General features: G+C 62.3%; 16 protein-coding genes. 10 read left to right on the forward strand and 6 right to left on the reverse strand.

What is annotated here, in order from left to right; all coding sequences use genetic code 11:
• Nucleotides 1-30: 30 nt before the first annotated feature.
• Nucleotides 31-531 (reverse strand): thiol peroxidase, encoded by a 501-nt coding sequence (gene tpx / locus HNP49_RS16460; protein ID WP_184685069.1) that lies wholly within the window; start codon nucleotides 529-531, stop codon nucleotides 31-33.
• Nucleotides 532-633: 102 nt separating this feature from the next.
• On the reverse strand, nucleotides 634-1,275 hold the full coding sequence (locus HNP49_RS16465) for a GNAT family N-acetyltransferase (protein ID WP_184685071.1): 642 nt from the start codon (nucleotides 1,273-1,275) through the stop codon (nucleotides 634-636).
• A gap of 132 nt (nucleotides 1,276-1,407) precedes the next feature.
• Between HNP49_RS16465 and xthA the strand changes: the two genes are divergently transcribed.
• Nucleotides 1,408-2,220: an exodeoxyribonuclease III gene (gene xthA, locus HNP49_RS16470; protein ID WP_184685073.1), complete on the forward strand. Its 813-nt coding sequence runs from the start codon at nucleotides 1,408-1,410 to the stop codon at nucleotides 2,218-2,220.
• 115 nt (nucleotides 2,221-2,335) lie between these two features.
• Complete coding sequence (locus tag HNP49_RS16475) at nucleotides 2,336-3,694, forward strand: substrate-binding domain-containing protein (protein WP_184685075.1); 1,359 nt, start codon at nucleotides 2,336-2,338, stop codon at nucleotides 3,692-3,694.
• Here HNP49_RS16475 and HNP49_RS16480 read toward each other — a convergent pair.
• Complete coding sequence (locus HNP49_RS16480; RefSeq protein WP_184685077.1) at nucleotides 3,688-4,467, reverse strand: helix-turn-helix domain-containing protein; 780 nt, start codon at nucleotides 4,465-4,467, stop codon at nucleotides 3,688-3,690. The genes HNP49_RS16475 and HNP49_RS16480 overlap by 7 nt on opposite strands.
• A 210-nt stretch (nucleotides 4,468-4,677) precedes the next feature.
• Between HNP49_RS16480 and HNP49_RS16485 the strand changes: the two genes are divergently transcribed.
• The 3 genes from HNP49_RS16485 to HNP49_RS16495 all read left to right on the forward strand — a co-directional run bounded on the left by HNP49_RS16485 (nucleotide 4,678) and on the right by HNP49_RS16495 (nucleotide 6,921).
• A complete protein-coding gene (locus HNP49_RS16485) occupies nucleotides 4,678-5,616 on the forward strand; it encodes a triacylglycerol lipase (protein WP_184685079.1) in 939 nt (312 codons plus the stop codon).
• A gap of 63 nt (nucleotides 5,617-5,679) precedes the next feature.
• Nucleotides 5,680-6,663 carry a lipase secretion chaperone gene (locus tag HNP49_RS16490; protein WP_184685081.1) on the forward strand — a complete coding sequence of 328 codons (984 nt, stop codon included), beginning with the start codon at nucleotides 5,680-5,682 and terminating at the stop codon, nucleotides 6,661-6,663.
• A gap of 42 nt (nucleotides 6,664-6,705) precedes the next feature.
• Nucleotides 6,706-6,921 (forward strand): DUF2970 domain-containing protein, encoded by a 216-nt coding sequence (locus HNP49_RS16495; RefSeq protein ID WP_184685083.1) that lies wholly within the window; start codon nucleotides 6,706-6,708, stop codon nucleotides 6,919-6,921.
• On the opposite strand, the gene HNP49_RS16500 is transcribed toward HNP49_RS16495, so the two are convergent.
• Nucleotides 6,903-7,991 (reverse strand): ABC transporter substrate-binding protein, encoded by a 1,089-nt coding sequence (locus tag HNP49_RS16500; RefSeq protein ID WP_184685085.1) that lies wholly within the window; start codon nucleotides 7,989-7,991, stop codon nucleotides 6,903-6,905. The genes HNP49_RS16495 and HNP49_RS16500 overlap by 19 nt on opposite strands.
• A gap of 421 nt (nucleotides 7,992-8,412) precedes the next feature.
• On the opposite strand from HNP49_RS16500, the gene HNP49_RS16505 reads away from it, so the two are divergent.
• Both HNP49_RS16505 and HNP49_RS16510 read left to right on the forward strand, forming a co-directional pair.
• Nucleotides 8,413-10,071: a nitrite/sulfite reductase gene (locus HNP49_RS16505; RefSeq protein WP_184685087.1), complete on the forward strand. Its 1,659-nt coding sequence runs from the start codon at nucleotides 8,413-8,415 to the stop codon at nucleotides 10,069-10,071.
• Nucleotides 10,055-10,552: a DUF934 domain-containing protein gene (locus HNP49_RS16510; RefSeq protein ID WP_184685089.1), complete on the forward strand. Its 498-nt coding sequence runs from the start codon at nucleotides 10,055-10,057 to the stop codon at nucleotides 10,550-10,552. The genes HNP49_RS16505 and HNP49_RS16510 overlap by 17 nt, the downstream gene beginning before the upstream one ends.
• Nucleotides 10,553-10,613: 61 nt before the next feature.
• On the opposite strand, the gene HNP49_RS16515 is transcribed toward HNP49_RS16510, so the two are convergent.
• The gene (locus tag HNP49_RS16515; RefSeq protein WP_184685091.1) at nucleotides 10,614-11,603 is read right to left on the reverse strand and encodes a YhdH/YhfP family quinone oxidoreductase; all 990 of its coding nucleotides are present in this window, start codon (nucleotides 11,601-11,603) and stop codon (nucleotides 10,614-10,616) included.
• A gap of 10 nt (nucleotides 11,604-11,613) precedes the next feature.
• Nucleotides 11,614-12,636 (reverse strand): protease SohB, encoded by a 1,023-nt coding sequence (sohB, locus tag HNP49_RS16520; RefSeq protein WP_184685093.1) that lies wholly within the window; start codon nucleotides 12,634-12,636, stop codon nucleotides 11,614-11,616.
• Between the two features lie 198 nt (nucleotides 12,637-12,834).
• Between sohB and HNP49_RS16525 the strand changes: the two genes are divergently transcribed.
• The 3 genes from HNP49_RS16525 (at nucleotide 12,835) to HNP49_RS16535 (ending at nucleotide 15,166) form a co-directional block, all read left to right on the forward strand.
• Nucleotides 12,835-13,545, forward strand: a complete 711-nt coding sequence (locus HNP49_RS16525; protein WP_184685095.1) for a histidine phosphatase family protein — start codon at nucleotides 12,835-12,837, stop codon at nucleotides 13,543-13,545.
• 59 nt (nucleotides 13,546-13,604) lie between these two features.
• The gene (locus HNP49_RS16530; RefSeq protein ID WP_184685097.1) at nucleotides 13,605-13,916 is read left to right on the forward strand and encodes an SCP2 sterol-binding domain-containing protein; all 312 of its coding nucleotides are present in this window, start codon (nucleotides 13,605-13,607) and stop codon (nucleotides 13,914-13,916) included.
• A 182-nt stretch (nucleotides 13,917-14,098) separates the two neighbouring features.
• A complete protein-coding gene (locus HNP49_RS16535) occupies nucleotides 14,099-15,166 on the forward strand; it encodes a phosphotransferase family protein (protein WP_184685099.1) in 1,068 nt (355 codons plus the stop codon).
• The last annotated feature ends 36 nt before the right edge of the window (nucleotides 15,167-15,202 follow it).

A 15,202-nucleotide genomic window follows, 5' to 3' on the forward strand; every position in this document is an offset into this window, starting at 1 on the left:
AAAGGCAGGCCGTCAGTACAACTTGGCTGGTTACGCCAGCGCGCGCAGAGCCGCCTCATAATCGGGCTCATCAGCGATCTCGGCCACCAGCTCGCTGTGCAGGACCTTGCCCTGCTCATCCAGCACCAGCACCGCGCGGGCGGCAATACCCGCCAGCGGGCCGCTGGCCAGGGCGACACCGTAATCCTTGAGGAATTCGGCACCGCGCATGGTCGACAGGTTGACCACATTGTCCAGACCTTCGGCGCCGCAGAACCGCTTCTGGGCAAACGGCAGGTCGGCGGAGATACACAGCACCACGGTATTGGCCAGGGTACTGGCCTTGGCATTGAAGGTGCGCACCGAAGTGGCACAGGTCGGGGTGTCCACACTCGGGAAAATGTTGAGGATTTTGCGCTTGCCGGCCAGGCTCGCCAGGCTGACATCGGCGAGGTCCGCGCCGACCAGAGAAAAGGCCGGTGCCTGCTGGCCCGGTTGCGGCAGCTGACCAGCGACTTCGACCGGGTTACCACCCAGAGTGACGGTTGCCATGGAGAATATCCTTGTATTGGAGTCGGAATTAGAGTGTGCAGTAAAACATGCCTGACAGACAAAAGCCCCGACCTGCGGGGCTTTTCTTTTTCGCCTTGTGACTCAGGCACTGGCCTGCCAGGTGGCCGGCGGATTGGCATGGAACAGCACATGCTGGCGGATCGGCCCAATCGCCACCTCGCCGATTTCCTCATAGCCAAGGCGCTGGTAATAGGCGAGGTAGTGCGGATCGCCAGTATCCAGCACCACCCCCTGGGAGCTGCTGTCTTCGGCGCACCAGCGGTGCAGTTCGCCAATCAGCTGCTCACCCAGACCGCGGCCCTGGAATTCGGGGTGCACGCCCAGCAGTGGCAGCACGTGGAAGGGTCCCGGTGGCAGACAGGCCAGCACGGCTTCGTGATAGTCCAGGTAGCGCCGGGTGCAACGAAAACCGGTGGTCAGCAGCATGCGCAGGCGCCAGCCCCAGCTTTCGGTGATGTCCATGCGCCGCTGCGGCGGCGCGATCAGCGCCATGCCGACCAGACGATCATCGATCAGCAGGCCGATGGCCGGCAGTTCCTCTGCAAAGTGCTGCTCCACCAGCTCGCGCACCGTGGCGCGCACACGCTGGTCGAAACCCGGACGATCAGATTCGAACAGGTAGGCGTAGGTGGGTTCGTGACGGTAGGCGTGGTACAGCAGTGAACGGGCCTCGCGACTGTACCCATGATCGAGCAAATGGACTTCGGCGGTTATCGGCGTCATCGCCAGGACCTCTGTTGTTGTGTTTATGGGTCAGACTTGACACTAGCAGGCACCCTGGCCCCGTGCCATGACACTGGTCGGCTGGCCGGCCACTGGGCTAGCATCGCCCTCTTTTTGACCCGGAACTGCCCCATGAAGATCGTTTCCTTCAACATCAATGGCCTGCGCGCCCGCCCCCATCAGCTGCAGGCGCTGATCGAGACGCACCAGCCGGACGTGATCGGCCTGCAGGAAACCAAGGTGTCTGACGAGCAGTTCCCCGAGGCGGAGATACGCCAGCTCGGCTATCACGTGCACTACCACGGGCAGAAGGGCCATTACGGCGTCGCCCTGCTCTCTCGCGAGAAGCCGCTGGAGCTGCACAAGGGGTTTCCCGGTGACGAGCCGGATGCCCAGCGCCGCTTTATCTGGGGCCGCTTTGCCGATGCCAACGGCCAGCCGATCACGGTGATGAACGGCTACTTCCCTCAGGGCGAAAGCCGTGATCACCCCACCAAGTTTCCGGCCAAGCAGCGTTTCTATGCCGACCTGCAACAGCTGCTGGAGAGCCAGTTCAGCCCGGAACAGGCGCTGGTGGTGATGGGCGATATCAATATCTCGCCGGAGGACTGTGACATCGGTATCGGTGAGGACAACCGCAAGCGCTGGCTGAAAACCGGCAAATGCAGCTTCCTTCCCGAGGAGCGTGAATGGCTGGCGCGCCTCAAGGCCTGGGGCTTGAGTGACAGCTTCCGTCAGCTGCATCCGGCGGTGAATGATCAGTTCAGCTGGTTCGACTACCGCAGCCGTGGCTTCGAGGACGTGCCCAAGCGCGGCCTGCGCATCGACGTGATCCTGGCCAGCCTGGGGTTGCAGGCGCGAGTTGCCGACGCTGGCATCGACTATCAGCTGCGTGGCATGGAAAAACCCTCCGACCACGCGCCGATCTGGCTGAAACTGGACTAAACGAGCCTTTGCAGACCGCGCCCCAGAGCGGGCGCGGCTGTCATAGTTGTGTAACGCCAGCGTCTTAATCTGCGCGCACTTTAACTCTGCCACTGTGCATAAGGTGCCTGTAGTCATGACGACGGAACGCGATGCCTGGAGCCCGACCAGCTGCCTGCTGATTCTCGGCTTTCTCTGTTACGCCCTGCCCTGGTCGGTGTTTGCCGCGCCCAAGGCCGATTCGGCGTTGCTGCGCATCCAGGGCTCCAACACCATTGGTGCCAAACTCGGCCCGGCGCTGGTCAAGGGCCTGCTGCAAAGCCAGGGCGCCGTGGATATTCAGCAAAGTGCCGGCGACCAGGAAAACGAAGTGCGCATTCATGCCACCTCGGCCAAGGGCGAGCCGCTTATCCTCGATGTGGCCGCTCACGGTTCCGGCACCGGCTTTACCGCCCTGCAGGATGGCAGCGCGGACCTCGCTGCCTCTTCGCGACCGATCAAGGAAGCCGAGGCGCAAAGCCTGCGCAGCCTGGGTGACATGACCAGCCGCGCCAGCGAACACATCATCGCCATCGACGGCCTGGCCGTGGTAGTACACCCGCAGAATCCGCTCAGCCAGCTCAACACCGAGCAGGTCGCGCGCATCTTTGCCGGCGAAGTGAGCAACTGGGTCGAGCTGGGTGGGCGCAATGCGCCTATCAGGCTGTATGCCCGTGATGACAAGTCGGGCACCTTCGACACTTTCAAGGAGCTGGTGCTGGTCCGCCAGGGCAAAGCGCTGTCGGCCTCGGCGCAACGCTTCGAGTCGAGTGACCGGCTGTCCGACGCGGTCAGCCAGGATATCGACGGCATCGGTTTCATCGGCCTGCCCTATGTACGCCAGAGCAAGGCGCTGGCGATTGCCGACGGTGAGTCCCTGGCCATGCTGCCGACTCCGGCGCTGATTGCCACCGAGGATTACCCGCTGTCACGCCGGCTGTTCTTCTACCGTCCGGCCACGGTGAGCAATCCGTGGGCCGACGCCCTGATCGAGTTCGCCCACAGCGACGCCGGTCAGGCCATCGTCGCGCAGACAGGTTTCATCGCCCAGCGCGTGGAATCGACCCAGGTCGAGGTCGATCCGGAGATGCCCGCCTACTACCAGCAACTGGCCACCGAGGCCCGGCGCCTGACCGTCAACTTCCGTTTCCAGGAAGGCAGCGCCCAGCTGGACAACAAGGCCCTGCGCGACCTGGAACGGTTGATGGATTACATCAAGCGTGAAGACAAACTGATCAATCAGGTGGCGCTGGTCGGCTTCGGCGATCCGAAGAACGACCCGGCGCGTGCTGCCCTGCTCTCCAAGCTGCGCGCCATGGCCGTGCGGCGCGAGCTGAGCCGCGAAGGTGTGTTGCTGCGCGAGATCATCGGCATGGGCGACCAACTGCCGGTGGCGGCCAACACCGGCGACAGCGGTAGGCAGAAGAATCGCCGCGTCGAGGTCTGGGTCTACTGACCGGCGTACAGACGCATGTTCCCGGCCTGGCGCAGCATCTCCGAAGGCTTCATGCCGATGATGCTGCGAAAGGTGTGGGAAAAATGCGCCGAATCGGTAAAGCCGGCCTCGATCGCGGCATGGGTCAGCGACTGCCCGCGCGCCACCCCGCAGGTGGTGACGAACAGCCGGTGCCACTGCCGGTAGCGGCGCATCGAGATGCCCAGCGTCTCGCGAAACAGCTGGGTCAAACGCGGCACTGACAACCCCGCCTGCTCGGCCAGGTATTCGGCACTGAGGTTGCTGCTGACATCCGCCTTGATCAGCGCCACGGTGCGCACGATGCGCGGATCGATACGATGCTCGGGCGGCAGCGGCGCCTGGCCGATCAACTGTTCGAGAAACTGCGCCACCTGCTCGGGTGTCGCCCGCGCCTGATGCAGCTCGTGCAACTGTGCCAGCAACAGTGCCTCCTCGGCATAGTCAACCAGCAGCGGCGAACCGCTCAGGCGAAAGCGCCCCTGCAAGCGCTGATAATCCTCGCCAAACGGGTCCAGATAGCACACGGCGATCAGCTCCGAGCCGTCCTGCATCTCCAGCTCGACGCCTGCCGGCAGCAGTGCCGAGGTCGCGCTCATGCGCTGCCCCGCGCAGAAAAAATGCAAGGGCCCGGCCAGACTTACTACCAGGGTGGCAGCGGCCTGCGACATGCGCAGCTGGGCATTGAGGCGACCGAGAAAGAACGTGCGCCGATCCCAGAGATAGATCAGCGACGGTGCGGATTCGTCAGGCATGGCGGACTCACTGACCCTGTTGTTGTCGTGATGAGGTCAATCGTAGCGAGTGCTTTTTTACCGCGACCACGGGCAAACACCAAGTGACGCAGTAGCGCTTTTACCTTCATCCGTTCTTACAAGTCAGCAGCCGCGGCGGCGTGCTCAGATGACGACCGCTCCGCTCAGGCAGTACGGAGTCCACAACAAGAACAATACAGGACGCACAACGTGAAAAAACTGCTCAGCCTTTCCCTGGCCACACTCGGCCTGTCCATCGCCTGTGCCAGCCATGCCGGCACCAGTGCCCAGACTAAAAATCCGATCGTGCTGGTGCCCGGCATCTTCGCCTTCGACACCATCGCCGGCGTCGACTACTGGTACAAGATACCGACAGCCCTGCAGAACGAAGGCGCACGAGTCTATGTGCCGAAGATCAATGCCTTCGACAGCTCGGCCAAGCGCGGCGAAGCCCTGATTGCACAGCTCGACAGCATCCGCGCGGCCTCCGGCGGCAGCATCCAGAAGTTCAACCTGATCGGTCACAGCCAGGGTGGCCTGACCTCCCGCTACGTGATGAACGTGCGCCCGGACCTGGTCGCTTCGCTGACCACCCTGCACTCGCCACACAAGGGCTCGGCTCTAGCCGACGTGGCCACAGGCGTGGCACCGGCCGGTACCCTGATCGGCACCACCTTTGACGTGTTCGCCAACGCGGTGGGCAACCTGGTCAATCTGCTGTCAAACAACAAGCGCAGCCAGTCGGATATCCGCGCCATGCTCGCCGAGTTCAACAAGACCGGCTCGGCCGCCTTCAACAGCAAGTTCCCTGCCGGCGTGCCGACCACGGCCTGCGGCGTCGGCCCGGACCGGGTAACCCTCAATGGCCAGTCGATCGCGCTGTTCTCCTGGAGCGGCACCGCACCGCTGACCAACGTCCTGGATATCTCCGATCCGCTGTTCGGCATCACCAGCCTGGCCACCAGTGAAGCCAACGACGGCGTGACCGGTCGCTGCTCCAGCCACTTTGGCAAGGTGCTCAAGGACAATTACCTGATGAACCATATCGACGCCAACAACCACGTCTTCGGCCTTGTCTCGCTGTTCGAGACCAACCCCAAGACACTGTTCGTCAACCAGGCCAGCCGACTGAAGAACCTCGGTCTATAAACCCATCCGGCCTGCCTGCGGGCAGGCCTTTTGTGGAAATGCTGCAATACCGGAGATCGAAGCATGTGGCGACTGTTGAGTGTGGTGCTGCTGGCCGGCGGCCTGTGCCTGGGTATCGTGGTCTGGTGGCCTGCCGAGCAAAGCCCCGTCCCTTCCGCTGCACCTGCCGACACAGTGACCACCCACCAGGTCAAGACGCCAGCAACCGGCCAGAGTCAAACATGGCTGGCCCCGGTTGATCGGCCACTGGCCAAACCCGGCCCCCTGCCGGCCTCCCTGCAGGGCGCCAGCCACGGCGTAACCCTGCGCAGCGACGCTGAAGGCAATCTGCTGGTGCAGGAAGACATCCTGCGCCTGTTTGAGTTTTATCTGGCCGCCATCGAAGAAGAACCCATCGAATCCTTGCTGCAACGCATCCAGTGGGAGCTGGCCAGCCAACTGCACGAGCCTGCCCGGCAGCAGGCCAATGATCTGCTGCGCCGCTATCTCGACTATCGTCTGGCATTGATGACACTGACTCAGCCAGCAGCACTCGACAGCCACACCCTGGCCGCGCACCTGCAGCAAGTGGATGCTTTGCGCCAGCAGCATTTCAGCGCTGCAGAACAGACGACATTGTTCGCCGCCGAGCGCGCCGAGGATGCCCATCTGCTGGCTACCCTGCAGAACAATGAAAGCCCGGGCTCAGCGGCAGAGCCCGGGGAGATGCTCAGTGCCGAGCAACGGCTGCAGCGGCAACAGGCCAGCCGCGACGCCGAAGTGTTCGAGCAGGTCGAGCAACTGCGCGCCAACGGCGCCAGTGTCGGACAGATCTACGCCGTGCGTGAGCAGCAACTGGGCAGCAGCGCCGCCAGCGCCCTGGCGCAGCTGGATGAGCAGCAGTCGCTCTGGCAGCAGCGACTTGAGGTCTTTGCCGCAGAGCGTCGGCGCATCCACGAGTCGGCGCTGTCCGCCGAGGAGCAGCGCCAGGCCATCAGCACCCTGCTCGCCGGTTCGTTCGATGAGCGTGAGCAGTTGCGTGTACGGGCCCTGCATGAGGAGTGGTAACTGCTAGATTCTCTAGCAGGCATTCATCGCGCGAGGACGGCCATGAACGATCCCGACAAGAGCCCGCTGAGCTTCTGGCAGGTGCTGCTGAGCGTGCTCGCCGCTGCGTTTGGCGTGCAGTCCGGCAAGAACCGTCAGCGTGATTTCAGCCGTGGCAGGCCGCTGCACTTCGTGGTCATCGGTCTGCTGGCCACCGCGCTGTTCGTCCTGCTGCTCTACGGTACGGTACAGCTGGTGCTTCACTTCGCGACAGATTGAGCCAGCAGCGGTTTCAGCGAAAACGCATAGTCGCGCATGGCCGGTTGCTGCCGGGCGGTGAAGCGACGGAAGTTCAGGCCGTAGTTTTCCTGGCGCAGCACGCGCTGCAGACGGGCCGCCTGAGTGACATCCAGTTCCATGAACAGCCGGACCGTACGGTCCTTGCCGCCACGCTGGGCAAAATCCAGCCCCACAGCATGATCACTGATCAGCACCAGCGCCCAGCCACCCAGAGTGAAATGGCCGGCAACCAGAGCACTCACCCGGCCATTCTGCCGCGCCTGCAGCACTTCTTCAGAGTTGTTTAGCGCCGAGTACAGCAATTTCGGCTTTTGGCCACTCGGCATCTGCGCCGCCGAAGCCATAACACCGAAGGCCATTTCATCGTTGGCCGACCAGATCAAACGCACGTCGGGATATCGCCGCAGCAGCAGGTCGGCCTGCTCGCCGGCGCGCTGGCGATTCCAGTCGGCATAAACCAGTTGGCGCAACTGCACCCGCGGGTTTTCGTTGAGTGCTCGCTGCAATCCCTGCTCACGCAACTGCGCCGCCGGAGTGTTTTTCACCCCGGAAAAAGCCAGCATCTGCAGCGGCTGCCGGCTATCGGTCTGACGAATCAAGGCGCGGGCCATCAGGTAGCCGGCCTCTTCATCATTGGCCACCATGCTGCCGATCCAGTCCGGGTACTTTTCCCGCGTGCCGCCCATGACCTGCTGCTGATCGGCAGTCAGCGTGCTGTTGACCGAGAACAGCTTGACCCCGCTGCCGGCAGACAGACGGAGGATCTCCGGACCGGTGTAATACTCATTGACGAACAGCAGATAGTCCGGCCGTTGCGCACCCTGCAGGATCTGGCGTGCGGCAGAAATGAGGCGCTGCGGATCGCGCTCGGCGTAGACGATCTGCAGCTCCAGCCCCAGGTCGCGGGCGGCCGCATGCATGAACTGGGCATAGCCGCGCCAGAACGGCTCATCGGCGCGCCCCGGATTGATAAAGACCACTTGGGTAGCCTGTGCCGTGGGCACCGACAGTGCAAGCCACAGCAGCATGCTATGAATAAATGAACGCATCAGAGAATCTCAGCATCACTGCAGCCGCGCATCATACAGGCTGCAGTCTATCCATGCTGGCCCTCTGCTACTGCTGGCTGACCCAGAACACTGCGCTGGCCACAACCAGCACAATCAGACAGAAAATCGCTTTGGCATCGACCAGACTGTCGGCCTGGGACTCATTGGACTGTTCGTTCATGGCGCACCCATATAGTTGTTGTAGGCAGAGGACCACGCTGGCAGTAAAGATCAGGCCGGCCCTGGCAGCAAGTCTGCATGGTTATGTTCAGCCGCCCACTTAGAACTGAATGCTCTGTGCATATGCTCAAACTTCACTTTTGCGCATAAACCATTACTGGTATCGTGCTTCGCCTCCATTTTTGGAGTGCGCTGCCGTGAGCGCAACAAAGCTGTAAGCAGCCTGAGAACAGGACATTTCATGTACGTATACGACGAGTACGATCAACGCATCGTCGAGGACCGCGTCAAGCAGTTCCGCGACCAGACCCGCCGCTATCTGGCCGGCGAACTCTCCGGTGAGGAGTTCCGCCCGCTGCGCCTGCAGAATGGCCTGTATATCCAGCGCTATGCGCCGATGCTGCGCGTGGCAGTGCCCTATGGCCTGATGTCGTCCGCCCAGGTGCGGATGATGGCCAAGATCGCTCGTGACTACGACAAGGGCTATGCCCACATCAGTACCCGGCAGAACGTGCAGTTCAACTGGCCGGAGCTGGAAGACGTGCCGGAAATCCTGGCCGAACTGGCGACTGTGCAGATGCACGCCATTCAGACCAGCGGCAACTGTATCCGCAACACCACCACCGACCAGTTCGCCGGTGTGGCCCGGGACGAGATCATCGACCCGCGCCCCTGGTGCGAGATAATCCGCCAGTGGTCGACCTTCCACCCCGAGTTCTCCCACCTGCCGCGCAAGTTCAAGATCGCGGTCAACGGTGCGGCAAGCGATCGCGCCGCCATCGAAGTGCACGATATCGGTCTGGAAGCGGTGAAGAATGAGGCCGGCGAGCTGGGCTTCCGCGTTGCCGTGGGCGGTGGCCTGGGTCGTACGCCAATCGTGGGCAGTTACATCAACGAATTCCTGCCGTGGCAGCACCTGATTTCCTACCTCGACGCCATCCTGCGTGTGTACAACCGCTATGGCCGTCGTGACAACAAGTACAAGGCGCGCATCAAGATTCTGGTCAAGGCGCTGACGCCTGAAGTCTTTGCCGAGAAGGTCAACGCCGAGTGGGCCCACCTCAAGGATGGCCCGACCACTCTGAGCGCCGAAGAAGTGCACCGCGTCGCCGACCACTTCATCGACCCGGCTTACCGCGAGCTGGCGGACCTGGACGCCGACCTGGCCAAGCTGGATGCCGAACATCCGGGTTTTGCCCGCTGGCGCCAGCGCAACACCGTGGCCCACAAGCGCCCAGGCTATGTGGCCGTGACCCTGTCGCTGAAACCCACCGGTGTAGCGCCGGGCGATGTTACCGACAAGCAGCTCGACGCCATCGCCGACCTGGCCGACCGCTACAGCTTCGGCGAAGTGCGCAACAGCCATAACCAGAACATCATCCTCGCCGACGTCGAGCAGCAACAGCTGTTCACCCTGTGGAGCGAGCTGCGTGAACTGGGCTTTGCCACGCCGAATGTCGGCCTGCTGACCGACATCATCTGCTGCCCCGGCGGTGATTTCTGCTCGCTGGCCAACGCCAAGTCGATCCCGGTGGCGGAAGCCATTCAGCGTCGCTTCGATGACCTGGACTACCTGTTCGACATCGGCGAGCTGGACCTCAACATCTCCGGCTGCATGAACGCCTGCGGTCATCACCACGTTGGCCACATCGGCATCCTCGGCGTGGACAAGAAGGGGCAGGAGTTCTACCAGGTCTCCCTCGGCGGCAGCGCCGGCCGTGACGCCAGCCTCGCACAGATCCTCGGCCCCTCCTTTGCCCAGGACGAGATGCCGGACGTGATCGAAAAGATCATCAAGGTCTATGTCGAGCAGCGTACCGACGAAGAAAGTTTCCTCGACACCTTCCGCCGCGTCGGCGTCGATCCGTTCAAGGAGCGTGTCTATGCAGCGAATCATTAAGAACGGTCAGATCATTGACGAGACCTGGCACCTGCTGCCCAAGGACGCCACCCTCGACAGCCTGAGCAACTGCGACGACTACATCGTGCCGCTGGCACTGTGGGTCGAGCACAGCACGGCGCTCAAGGCCCGCGACGGCGGCCTGGGTGTATGGCTGGAAGCCGGCGAGGAAATCGAGGAAATCGCCGACGACCTGGATAACTTCCAGGTCATCGCCCTGAATTTCCCGGCCTTCACCGATGGCCGCCACTCCTCCACCGCCTACCTGCTGCGCACCCGCTATGGCTACAAGGGTGAAGTGCGCGCCATCGGCGACATCCTGCGTGACCAGCTGTTTGCCCTCAAGCGCTGTGGTTTCGATGCGTTCGCCCTGCGTGCAGACAAGGACCCGGTTGATGCACTGAAGGCCTTCGAGGACTTCTCCGAGGTCTACCAGGCTTCTGCTGACGAACCGCTGCCGCTGTTCCGTCGTCGCGCCTGAGTTTCTCGCAGCCAGCAAAAAGCCCCGAATTTCGGGGCTTTTTTGTGTCGCACTGACGGGCTTAGTCGATGCGCACCAGCACGCGCCCACGCACCTGGCCCGCCAGGATTTGCGCAATGGCAGCCGGCAGTCGCTCCAGCCCGATCTCCTCCACCAACGGCGTCAGATCGAGCTTCCACTGCAGGGACAGCTTGTCCCACATGGAAGCCTTGACCACCAGTGGCAGCTCCACCGAGTCAACACCCAGCAGATTGACCCCGCGCAGAATGAACGGCAGCACGCTCGCCTTGAAGCCGGTTCCGGCAGTCAGCCCGCAACAGGCCACACTGGCGCCATAACGCAGCGACTTGACCACATTGAACAGGATGTCGCCGCCGACGGTATCCACCGCCCCGCCCCACTGCTCCTTGAGCAGGGGCTTCTCGCTGCCTTCCTGCAACTGCTCGCGGCCGACCACCTCACGCGCACCCAGCGACTTGAGCCACTCCACCGCATCGGCCTTGCCACTGCAGGCCACCACGTCATAGCCACGACTGGCCAGCAGAGCCACGGCAATACTGCCCACGCCACCTGTGGCCCCCGTCACCAGCACAGGGCCGGCCGATGGTGTCAGGCCAGCCTGCTCGAGTTTTTCAACACACAGCGCAGCCGTCAGTCCGGCCGTACCCAGCGCCATCGACTCGCGCAGACTGAGCCCCTTGGGACGTTTGAGCAGCCAGGCCGCCGGCACACGCACGTACTGGGCAAAACCACCCGAGGTATTCATGCCCAGGTCGTAGCCGGTCACGATGACTTCATCACCGGCGACAAATTCGCTGACCGCCGATTGCTCGACGACCCCCGCCACATCGATGCCCGGCGTATGCGGATAGCGCCGGGTCACGCCCTTGTTGCCCGTGGCAGACAGCGCATCCTTGTAATTGAGGGAGGAATAGCGCACGCGGATCAACACCTCGCCTGCCGGCAGGCTGTCCAGTTCGCGCTCACAGAGACTCTGCAGGTAACCGCCCTGCCCGTCCTCGCTGATCACCAGCGCCTTGAATCCACTCATGGCCGAGACCTCACTGCCAGAAACGTTGCTGCAGCAAGCGCTCCCACCAGCCGAGCAACACCCGGTCGATGGCCACACTGGCCGCCAGGCCAATGCGCTCCTGCAAGGATTTACGATTAATGAAGCGTAGCTGGAACAGCTCGGCTTCGTTGGCCCGCCGGGCCAGATACTCGTCACTGGTCTGCAGCGCATCGACCAGCTCGTGCTCCAGCGCCGAGAGGCCGAGCCAGACCTCGCCCGTGGCGACCTTGTCGATATCTAGCTGCGGGCGGTAGCGACTGACAAAACCCTTGAACAGCTGGTGAGTCAGCTCCAGGTCTTCCTGGAACTTTTCCCGGCCTTTCTCGGTGTTTTCGCCAAATACCGTCAGGGTGCGCTTGAACTCACCGGCAGTCAGCACTTCGACATCGATATCGTGCTTCTTCAGAAGCCGGTGAACATTGGGCAACTGGGCCACCACGCCGATCGAGCCGAGCACGGCAAAGGGCGCAGCCAATACCCGATTGGCCACGCAGGCCATCATGTAACCGCCACTGGCCGCCACCTTGTCGACACACACGGTCAGCGGCAGACCCGCGTCGCGCAGACGGGCCAGTTGCGACGATGCCAAGCCATACGCATGGACCATGCCGCCACCGCTTTCCAGACGCACCACCACCTCATCGCTCGGCTGCGCCATGCTCAGCACGGCCGTCACTTCATGGCGCAGCTGCTCGGTGGCCGAGGCCTTGATATCGCCGTCGAAATCCAGAACAAACACCCGCGGTTTGTCGACCGGCTTCTTCTGCTCGGCCTTGTGCGCCTTGGCCTCGGCCTTGCGCTGACGCTTGAGCTGATCTTTGTGCAGCACGCTGTCTTCCAGGTGCTCACGCAGCTCGCGGTAAAACTCATTGAGCTTGCGCACACTCAGATGCCCGCTGCTGCGCTGTCCCTTCTGGCGCAACACCGCCACCACCAGCAGGATCAGCACGATGGCCACCACGACGGTCACCGTGCGGGCAAGAAACCCGGCGTATTCAGCAAGAAACTCCACAGTCATCCTCCTAGCCTGTCCGACGATCGGTCAGTAGCAGCGGGCAAGCATACCCATGCCCCGCAGCCCCTGCCAGCCGCACTCCAGACGGGGAAACATTTGTTCGCGCAATTTCAAACAAGCGTATGTTTTTTCGTTGACAGCGCCCAGCCAGTGGCCATAACCTCGCGACACATTACTCACTGCCGGGGTTAGGGTGTGGGCAGTATTTACCTGATTCGACATGGCCAGGCGTCCTTCGGCAGCGACAACTACGATGTGCTTTCGCCCGTCGGTGTGCGCCAGGCCGAAGTGCTGGGCCGTCACCTCAGCGAACTGGGTGTGAGCCTGGATCGCTGCCTGAGCGGCGACCTGCGCCGTCAGCAGCACACGGCCGAAGCGGCCATCGGCCAACTGCGTGAAGCCGGTCTGCATGCTGCCGATGTCGAGATCGATCCCGCCTTCAATGAATTCGATGCCGACGAAGTGATTCGTCACCTGCTGCCCGACCTGTTGCCACAGGAACCTCACGCACTGGACGTGCTGCGCAATGGCGCGCAGAACCGCGCCGAGTTCCAGCGTCTATTCTCCCTGCTGATCCAGCGCTGGGTGTCCGGCGAGCATGACAAACCTGGTCTGCAAAGCTGGGACGACTTCGTCGAAACCGTCACAGGCGGCCTGCAGCGTGTACTGGAGCAGGCCGAGAGTAAACACAACATCGCCATCTTCACCTCGGGCGGTACCATCACCGCCCTGCTGCGCCTGATCACCGGTGTGCCGGCGGACAAGGCCTTCGAGCTGAACTGGCAGATCATCAACACGTCACTGAGCCGCCTCAAGTTCCGCGGCCGCGAAGTGGCACTAGCTTCCTTCAACAGTCAGGTGCATCTTGAGCTGCTGAAGGCGCCGGAGCTGATCACCTTTCGATAAGCCCGGCCCATTGTGGCCTCAAAGGCCACCCATAACCTGAAACAACAAGGGAAAGAACCATGAGCGTTGCTGACATCATTTCCACCATGCAGTCCAAGTTCAACGCCAGCGCTGCCGCCGGCCTGGATCTGGTATTCCAGTTCAACATCGAAGACGGCGAAAACTACGCCCTGATCGTCAAGGACGGCACCTGCGCCGTTGAGCAAGGCAACAACGCCAACGCCAACGTCACCCTGATCATGGACACCGCTACCCTGCAGGGCATCACCAGCGGCGAAACCGACGGCATGCAGGCCTTCATGGCTGGCAAGCTGCGCGCTGAAGGCGACATGATGCTCGCCATGAAGCTCGGCGAACTGTTCCCGGTCTAAGCCCAACGGCTTATCCCGTACGAAAAACCGGAGCCTGGCGCTCCGGTTTTTTTTCGCCATTCAGATGATCAATGAGCGGCAACACGCTGGTCTATAACAGCGGTTTAGGCTTGAGCGCCTCAGCACCCAGCATTAGATTAGCCAATAATCTAAAGCCCCCATCATAAGCAGAAGGGATACGCATGACTCTTACCGATCAGTCCACCCGCATTCGCGACGGTGAGGAACTCGACGCCAGCGTCATCGACCAGTACCTCAAGGCCCACATCCCCGGCCTGAGTGGCACGCCGAACATCAGCCAGTTCCCCGGTGGCGCCTCCAACCTCACCTACCTGATCGAGTATCCCGAGCAGGAATTCGTTCTGCGTCGCCCCCCCTTCGGCCACAAGGCCAAATCGGCCCACGACATGGGCCGCGAGTACCGCATCCTCAACCAGCTCAATGCCGGCTTCCCGTATTGCCCGAAAGCCTATGTGCACTGCACCGACGAGTCGGTACTGGGCTGCGAGTTCTACGTCATGGAGCGGGTCAAGGGCATCATCCTGCGCAGCGACATGCCGGCCGAACTGAACTTCAGCGCCGAGCAGACCCGCGAGCTCTGCAAGAGCTTCATCGACAAGCTGGTCGACCTGCACAACGTCGACTACAACGCCTGCGGCCTGGGCGACCTGGGCAAGCCGGAAGGCTATGTGAAGCGTCAGATCGAAGGCTGGAGCGACCGTTACGAGAAGGCCCTGACCCCCGATGCCCCGACCTGGGAGCCGGTCAAGGCCTGGCTGCGCGAGAAGATGCCGGCCGACCATCACAAGCCGGGCATCGTGCACAACGACTACCGCTTCGACAACGTGATCCTCGACCCGAGCAACCCGATGCAGATCATCGGTGTACTGGACTGGGAACTGACCACCATCGGTGATCCGCTGATGGACCTGGGCAACACCCTGGCCTACTGGATCGAGGCTGCCGACCCGGCACCGGTGCAACTGATGCGCCGCCAGCCGAGCAATGCGCCCGGCATGCTGACTCGCCGCGAGTTCGTCGACTATTACGCCGAGCGTGCCGGCATCCAGATAGACAACTTCGACTACTACTACACCTACGGTCTGTTCCGCCTGGCCGGCATCGTGCAGCAGATTTACTACCGCTACTACCACGGCCAGACCCAGGACAAGCGTTTCGCGCAGTTCGTGCAGATGAACAAGCTGCTGGAAATGATGAGCCTGCAGGTCATCGGCAAATCCACCCTCTGATCCACCGCACCGGCTCGCCCTGCGGGCCGGTTCAGA

It is taken from the genome of Pseudomonas fluvialis, from assembly GCF_014207935.1.
Taxonomy (GTDB): domain Bacteria; phylum Pseudomonadota; class Gammaproteobacteria; order Pseudomonadales; family Pseudomonadaceae; genus Aquipseudomonas; species Aquipseudomonas fluvialis_A.

What these genes read in the sequence shown, in the direction of transcription:
- HNP49_RS16480 (WP_184685077.1), bottom strand. Translation starts at nt 4,467, where the DNA reads ATGCCTGACGAATCCGCACCGTCGCTGATCTATCTCTGGGATCGGCGC.
- xthA (WP_184685073.1), top strand. Translation starts at nt 1,408, where the DNA reads ATGAAGATCGTTTCCTTCAACATCAATGGCCTGCGCGCCCGCCCCCAT.
- HNP49_RS16490 (WP_184685081.1), top strand. Translation starts at nt 5,680, where the DNA reads ATGTGGCGACTGTTGAGTGTGGTGCTGCTGGCCGGCGGCCTGTGCCTG.
- HNP49_RS16465 (WP_184685071.1), bottom strand. Translation starts at nt 1,275, where the DNA reads ATGACGCCGATAACCGCCGAAGTCCATTTGCTCGATCATGGGTACAGT.
- HNP49_RS16500 (WP_184685085.1), bottom strand. Translation starts at nt 7,991, where the DNA reads ATGCGTTCATTTATTCATAGCATGCTGCTGTGGCTTGCACTGTCGGTG.
- HNP49_RS16475 (WP_184685075.1), top strand. Translation starts at nt 2,336, where the DNA reads ATGACGACGGAACGCGATGCCTGGAGCCCGACCAGCTGCCTGCTGATT.
- HNP49_RS16535 (WP_184685099.1), top strand. Translation starts at nt 14,099, where the DNA reads ATGACTCTTACCGATCAGTCCACCCGCATTCGCGACGGTGAGGAACTC.
- HNP49_RS16510 (WP_184685089.1), top strand. Translation starts at nt 10,055, where the DNA reads ATGCAGCGAATCATTAAGAACGGTCAGATCATTGACGAGACCTGGCAC.
- HNP49_RS16495 (WP_184685083.1), top strand. Translation starts at nt 6,706, where the DNA reads ATGAACGATCCCGACAAGAGCCCGCTGAGCTTCTGGCAGGTGCTGCTG.
- tpx (WP_184685069.1), bottom strand. Translation starts at nt 531, where the DNA reads ATGGCAACCGTCACTCTGGGTGGTAACCCGGTCGAAGTCGCTGGTCAG.
- HNP49_RS16505 (WP_184685087.1), top strand. Translation starts at nt 8,413, where the DNA reads ATGTACGTATACGACGAGTACGATCAACGCATCGTCGAGGACCGCGTC.
- HNP49_RS16530 (WP_184685097.1), top strand. Translation starts at nt 13,605, where the DNA reads ATGAGCGTTGCTGACATCATTTCCACCATGCAGTCCAAGTTCAACGCC.
- HNP49_RS16515 (WP_184685091.1), bottom strand. Translation starts at nt 11,603, where the DNA reads ATGAGTGGATTCAAGGCGCTGGTGATCAGCGAGGACGGGCAGGGCGGT.